Source organism: Pseudomonas sp., from assembly GCF_030147005.1.
GTDB lineage: Bacteria > Pseudomonadota > Gammaproteobacteria > Pseudomonadales > Pseudomonadaceae > Aquipseudomonas.
The window spans coordinates 1-6,566 of record NZ_JASLAW010000142.1 but is presented as its reverse complement, the minus strand read 5'-3'; the positions used below and the strand labels follow the sequence as shown (position 1 = coordinate 6,566).

Here is a 6,566-nt window from a genome sequence, read left to right as displayed (position 1 = left end):
ATGGGGATAGGAAGGGCAGCATGACCGCCGACGCAACAAGGCCTGCACCCACAATGCCGCCTGCAACGACCGCCGCTTTCTTCGGTGCATACTTTGCCTCAATATCTTTAAGGCTCTTGCGTTGTCGCTGTACGAGCGAAGCGAGGCCGTGGCTGACTTCTTTGATCATGTCATTCGTATCAATGGGGCCTGCGGACGCCAGTTGGCTTGTGTATTTGTTCAGTTCCTCTCGCAGCCAGCGATGCTCGTTATTTGAGATGAGTCGGGCAAGTGTAGTTAGGGGGATATTTGCCAACCAGGATAGGCTGTCATCCTGGACCGCACGGAGTGTCTGCAGTGCTTGTTCAGAAATCACATTTTGTGCCCTAACAAACGCCACCGAAATCCTCTCCTCCGCCCTTCAAACCGCCTACCAATGCGCCGAAGATCCACGCGGCACGCAGTCGCCCGTGATCATGGCCTTGGCTCAATTGATCGAGAACGCGCAAGCCCTGGTGGACGCTGTGCTCGAGCGTGATTTCCCTGCGGCCAATTGACTGCCTGCCTCTGAAACGAAAAAAGCCTGTTGAACGGTGAGTTCAGCAGGCTTTTTTGCGCATGCGGTTCGGTCAGGCAGGCTGTGCCACCAGGGTATTACTGACCTTGCGCCCCAGCACCAGCACCGTCGCAAACCCAAGCCCTACCAATACGGTCGCCAGGCTCAGCAACACCGAGCTGCCCAGCTGGTCGACAATTTGCCCACCAAAGAACGAGCCCAGGGCAATGATCACCTGAAACAGCGCCACAAACAGTGGCATGCCACGCTCTACATCCTTGGGCGCCACGACAAACATCCAGATGCTGGCGCACGCCGGGAAGGCGCCGAAGGCGAAGCCCCAGAGGGCGATCAGCATCGCTGCGCCGGTCATGCCGGTGGCGAAGTAGGGGAACAGCGCGGTGCTGGTGCCGATCATCAGCGCGACCAGCAGCAGGGTGTTGCGTACGCTGCGGTTGGCGGCAAAGCCGGCGAAGATATTGCCGATCACGCCAGCCACGCCATACAGCAGTAGCAGTGAGCCAATCGTCGGGCCGTCAAAGCCTGAACTGTTTTTGAAAAAGGGCGCGACATAGGTGTAGGCGGCAAAATGTGCCAGGCCGATCAGCAGCACGGCGATCAACCCGACCCGGGCTTGTGGGTTGATAAACAAGGCCGGCAGGTCGCGGATCTGAATGGCTTTTTCCGGGGTGAGGCGGGGCAGCAGGAAGACCTGCGCCAGCAGCACCGGAATGCCCACCAGTGCGGTGACCAGGAAGGTCATGCGCCAGCCCATCAGGCCGCTGAGCCAGGTGCCTACCGGCACGCCCAATACGGTGGCCAGGGTCACGCCCATCATGATGATCGATGTGGCTTTCGCAACGCCCACGCCCTTGGGCGCCAGCCGTCCGCTGAGGGCAATGGCCGTTGCCCAGAAGCCACCAATGCTGATGCCGAGCAATACGCGCCCGAACAGCAGCAGGCTGAAGTCGTTGGCGAAGGCCACTACCGAGTTGGCGATGATCATCACCAGTGTCAGGCCGATCAGCAGATAGCGACGGTCCATGGCGCCGATGCTGACCGACAGAAACGGCGCGGCGAGTGCGGCCATGATGCCGGGCAGGGTCACCATCAGGCCGGCGTGGCCGGCGCTGATGCCCAGGTCGCCGGCGACGTCGTTGAGCACGCCCACCGGCAGAAACTCGCTGGTCACCAGGGCAAAAGCGCCCACGGCGACCGAGAGAATCGCCAGCCACTGCTGTTTGACGCTCTGTTGATTATGTTCGGGAAGGCCGCTAGGGGCCTGGCTCGCGCTTGGCATGAGATTGGGTTTCCGGGAGGCGTTTCGCCTGAAGCCAGGCGAGGGAGAGAATTTGGAGGGGATTATAGGAATCAGTGTCGGCGATCGGGCAGGCGCTCGTTTCGATAGTAATCATCAGTGCTATCGATGTAACGAGCAGCCCGCTTGTTCAATCAGAGAAATGCCATTGGTTTTCGGCGATTTGCACGCTCAAGGTTGGTTTGCCAGCCATCGCTGGTGAAGCCTGCCGGCGACTTCCATTCTGGCGATCACCAGCACAATGCCGATCATTGCACCCATCGACAACAAAACGAACCAGAACAGTAACGCGCGATGTTCACTCAAACCCTCACGCACATATTGGCTGTAGGTCTTGTCGAGGAAGAACGAGCAAATGATGTCGAGCTTCTCCTCGGGCAAACCGGGAAGCACATAGCTGCGCAGCGATTCGGAAGAGCGGCATTGCTCCACGGTGAGGCGCTTGTCCGCCCACAGCCCGAATTTGACGCCATCCTGCGACAGATAGAATGACGGCGCGTCCGGGGCATTCTTCAAGGACACCATTAAAAATCTGGACTCGCTCAGGGGCAGTGCAACGGCTACCCCGATCAACAAGATCAAGGCCAGGATAAACAGCGCGTTGGTGCGCCAGCGTGAGAATCTGCGGGTAATGAAGCTCAACGCGGCGAAGTTGCTCCAATCGATGTAGTGCTTCACGCGCCCGAAATCACGAGGAGGGAAGCCATTTTCGTACATCCAGGCTTCCGCCAGGTCGGCTTCGCGCAGGGTGGTGGCCGGGACGTTGAACTCGTAGCGGAAATACTCAAGCTCGCGCAGGTCCTTGCGCATCCGTTCGAACCGCTCGGTTTCAAAGTGCGGTTGGCCGCCGAAAAAGCGCCATACCCAGTCACGCAGGAACAGCAGCGAGCCAGAGCGCCGATAGATAAAAATCAGCAACCACACAATGGCAATGGCGGTGACAATGCTGCCGAATGCCGCAATGTTTTCAACGTACCACGTCAGCGGTGTGCTTTTAACGATAGGGTCTGCCATGCCTGGCTCCTTAAGTCATTGAGTCGAATGCGCGATTCTAGTTAACCCGACGTACAGACGTCTTTGCTTCACAAAAAACAGGAAGCAGCTGACTCATCACTGGGAATTGAACACGTGTGCAGTTGGCGTATTTCCGATATGGCTCATTCATAGCTTCCGGCCACCGCTCGTACGATAATGCCCCTCATATCGACCACTCTGGCTTCCCTCCCGTGATCATCAACTTCGACCTCAACGACCTCCAAGCCTTTCGCGCCGTGGTAGACAAAGGCAGTTTTCGTGGCGCCGCCGAGGCCATCCGAATCTCGCAACCGGCTTTGAGCCGGCGCATCGAAAAGCTTGAATCCGCCCTCGACGTGAAGCTGTTCGAACGCACCACGCGGCGGGTCAGCCTGACCATGGTCGGCCGTGCATTCCTGCCTCAGGTGGAGCGCATGCTCGACGACCTCGACATCGCGCTGATGGGCATCAGCAATGTCGCGTCCACGCGCATGGGCAATGTCACCATCGCCTGTGTGCCGTCCACCGCGTATTACTTCATGCCCCACGTCATCTCCGAATTCCACAAGCTGTATCCGAAGATTCGCCTGCGTGTGCTGGATGCCAGTGCTGGTGAAGTGTGCAATGCGGTGGAAAGTGGCGAGGCGGATTTTGGCGTGAGCTTCAGCGGCAGCCTGGCCGATGAAGTGGAGTTCGAGTTGTTGTTGCAGGAGCGCTATGTGCTGGCCTGTCGTCGTGACCATCCGCTGGCGGCGCGTGAGAGTGTGACGTGGACCGAAGCCTACGAGCATGACTACATCACGGTGGACAAAACCTCGGGCAACCGCTTCCTGCTGGACCAGGCCCTGCGCGGTGTGCGCGTGAAAAAGCCGAGTATCTGCGAAACCCACCACGTGACCACGATGATCGGGTTGGTGGAGGCGGGGTTGGGCGTGGCGATGGTGCCGTCGATTGCGATGCCGGCGTGTGAGCACCCGATTCTGGTGAGTGTGCCGCTGGTGGAGCCGCAGGTGATGCGCAATGTGGGCTTGATCAAGCGCCGCGGGCGGACATTGCCGCCGGCGGCGCTGGAGTTGGAGCGGTTGGTGCGAGAGATGCCGTTTCGGTCAGCGTGACACCGAGTCCAGGCCGGTGGATTGCACCACCGGTTGAGCTTCGGGCGACGCCATGAATTGCAGCAGCGCCTTGGCCTCGTCCTTGTGTTCGGCGTTTACCGGAATGCCCGCCGCAAAACGCGTCACGGACTGCACGTTTTCCGGGATCTTGCCGACAAAAGTCACGCCCTTGACCGGCAACAATTCCGACACCTGCTGCAAGCCCACTTCGTAGTCACCCTTGGCCACCTGTTCGCCCACCGGCGCGCGTTCGATCATGGTGCCCTTGGCCGGCATGCCGAGTTTTTTGAACAGCTCCTTCTCGACATACACACCGCTGGCGCTGTCCGAATACGCCACCGACTTGGCCTTGCTCAGCACGGCCTTGAGTTCATCATCGGTGTCGATCTGAGGTTTGACCGCACCTTCTTTCACCACCAGCCCAATCCGCGAATCCGCCAGTTCCACGCGGGAAGCGGGGTCGACCTTGCCTTGCTTGATCAGCTCATCCAGGGCGTAGCCGACCATGATCACTACATCGGCGTGTTCGCCGCGGGCCAGGCGGTTGGGAATCGCTTCCGGCGCCTTGCCCATGGACGGGCCGAGGATAGTGTCGAGGGTGTCACCGCTGTGCTTGGCGTATTGCGGGCCGAGCAATTTGTAGGCGGCGGTGAAGCCGCCGGAAGTCATCACCTTGAGTTCTTCAGCCTGGGCAGACAGCGCCAGGGCGCCAAGAACCAAGGCGGTGAGCGTTTTGAAGAGCGGCTTCATTGCACGGCCCCCTGCATGACCTGGCCACGGGTATTGGCGCGGCGATACAGCGCCAGGGTAGAACACAGTGCACACAGCGCCGCGAACATCATCCAGTAGGCTGGCGACGCCTTGTCTCCGGTTATGTGAATGAACCAGGTGGAGATCGCCGGCGTGAAGCCACCGAAAACTGCGGTCGCCAGGCTGTAGGCGAGGGAGAAGCCCGCAACGCGCACTTCTACCGGCATGATTTCAGTCAGCGCCGGGATCATGGCGCCGTTGTACAGGCCGTAAAGGAAGGAGAACCACAGCAGGGTTTCCAGCATGTGCGCAAAGCTTGGCGCGTTGACCACGTAGGACAACGCTGGATAAGCGGTGAGAACGGTCAGCACGGTCATGGCGATCAGCACCGGCTTGCGGCCAAAGCGGTCGCTCAGGATGCCGCCGATGGGCAACCAGACAAAGTTCGACACCGCGACCAGCAATGTCACCAGCAGCGCGTCGGACGTGCTCAGTTGCAGCACGGTCTTGCCGAAGGTCGGTGCGTACACGGTGATCAGGTAGAACGCGGTGGTGGTCATGGCCACCATCAGCATGCCGCCAATCACTACGGTCCAGTTTTTCACCAGGGTCGCCATCACTTCACGCATGGTCGGGCGGTGCTTGCGCTTGGCGAACTCTTCGGTTTCCTGCAGGTTACGCCGCAGCACAAAGATAAACGGAATGATCACGCAACCGACGGCGAACGGAATGCGCCAGCCCCAATCGGCCACCACGGCCGGCTCCATCCATACGTTCAAGCCGTAGCCCAACGCGGCGGCGACCACGATGGAGATCTGCTGGCTGCCCGACTGCCAGCTGGTATAGAAGCCCTTGCGGCCCGGGGTGGCCATCTCGGACAGGTACACCGACACACCGCCCAATTCCGCACCGGCCGAGAAGCCCTGCAACAGACGACCCAGCAGCACCAGCAGCGGTGCCCACAGGCCAATGGTGTGATAACCGGGCACCAGCACAATCAGCAGCGTGCCGCTGGCCATGATCGCCAGGGTCACGATCAAACCTTTGCGGCGACCCACATCATCGATATAGGCACCCAGAATGATCGCGCCCAAGGGCCGCATCAGGAAGCCTGCACCGAATACGGCAAAGGTCATCATTAATGATGCAAATTCATTGGCGGCGGGGAAGAAGGCGGCAGCAATGTAGGTGGCGTAGAAGCCGAACAGAAAGAAGTCGAACTGTTCGAGGAAGTTGCCCGAAGTAACGCGCAGTACGGCGCCTACTTTCGAAGGGGCAGCCGCAGGCCGGGAAGGGCTAGTCATGGTTTTGTGTCTCCAGCGTTCTTTTTAAAGTGCTTGTTTCGCTTAAGACTTGGGATAGTGGCTGACACATTTAGAAATGATAAGTGACAAATTTGGATGGATTGATGCGTGTTGGCTATCAATCAAGGCGCCAGCGTAAAGTCTCGCCTTGTTCTATCCTTGCAGATGTGTCCAATTCTTACGCAGGGGAGGTGGCTATGGGCAATGAACCCAAACAGCATAACGAGCCGCAGAACGAGCAAGCTCGGCAACGGCACGAGGAAGAAAAACCGCAAACCTGGAAGCATCCGGACGACGGCACGGAGCTTTCCGAGCGGGATCAGGAATTTCCTTTGAAACCTTGATTTCAGGCCCCATGCGATTCAACTGTGGGAGTGGGCAAGCCCTAGTGCCGGTCAGTTAAGCGCTAAAGCAGAAAAACCTGCGACCTGTGGCGAGGGAGCTTGCTCCCGTTGGGGCGCGAAGCGGCCCCAAAAATGGGACTGCTACGCAGTCCAGCGGGAGCAAGCTCCCTCGCCACAGGGACCGGT

General features: G+C 59.2%; 7 protein-coding genes. 2 read left to right on the top strand and 5 right to left on the bottom strand.

Annotated features, from left to right (window positions below):
- The 3 genes from Q1V60_RS13190 to Q1V60_RS13180 form a co-directional block, all read right to left on the bottom strand.
- Positions 1-355, bottom strand: a 355-nt coding sequence (locus Q1V60_RS13190) for a hypothetical protein (protein ID WP_300630993.1), incomplete at its 3' end; no start/stop codon positions are given.
- A gap of 253 nt (positions 356-608) precedes the next feature.
- The gene (locus Q1V60_RS13185) at positions 609-1,835 is read right to left on the bottom strand and encodes an MFS transporter (RefSeq protein WP_300630991.1); all 1,227 of its coding nucleotides are present in this window, start codon (positions 1,833-1,835) and stop codon (positions 609-611) included.
- Between the two features lie 189 nt (positions 1,836-2,024).
- Complete coding sequence (locus Q1V60_RS13180) at positions 2,025-2,867, bottom strand: DUF6216 family protein (protein WP_300630989.1); 843 nt, start codon at positions 2,865-2,867, stop codon at positions 2,025-2,027.
- A gap of 212 nt (positions 2,868-3,079) precedes the next feature.
- Between Q1V60_RS13180 and Q1V60_RS13175 the strand changes: the two genes are divergently transcribed.
- Complete coding sequence (locus tag Q1V60_RS13175; protein WP_065886461.1) at positions 3,080-3,982, top strand: LysR family transcriptional regulator; 903 nt, start codon at positions 3,080-3,082, stop codon at positions 3,980-3,982.
- Here the strand turns inward: Q1V60_RS13175 and Q1V60_RS13170 are convergent.
- The gene (locus Q1V60_RS13170) at positions 3,974-4,732 is read right to left on the bottom strand and encodes a substrate-binding domain-containing protein (RefSeq protein WP_300630984.1); all 759 of its coding nucleotides are present in this window, start codon (positions 4,730-4,732) and stop codon (positions 3,974-3,976) included. The two genes, Q1V60_RS13175 and Q1V60_RS13170, sit on opposite strands and share 9 nt — an antisense overlap.
- A complete protein-coding gene (locus Q1V60_RS13165; protein ID WP_300630982.1) occupies positions 4,729-6,036 on the bottom strand; it encodes an MFS transporter in 1,308 nt (435 codons plus the stop codon). Before Q1V60_RS13165 ends, Q1V60_RS13170 begins: the two co-directional genes overlap by 4 nt.
- A gap of 197 nt (positions 6,037-6,233) precedes the next feature.
- Here Q1V60_RS13165 and Q1V60_RS13160 point away from each other — a divergent pair, with 197 nt between their 5' ends.
- The gene (locus Q1V60_RS13160) at positions 6,234-6,380 is read left to right on the top strand and encodes a hypothetical protein (protein WP_300630980.1); all 147 of its coding nucleotides are present in this window, start codon (positions 6,234-6,236) and stop codon (positions 6,378-6,380) included.
- The last annotated feature ends 186 nt before the right edge of the window (positions 6,381-6,566 follow it).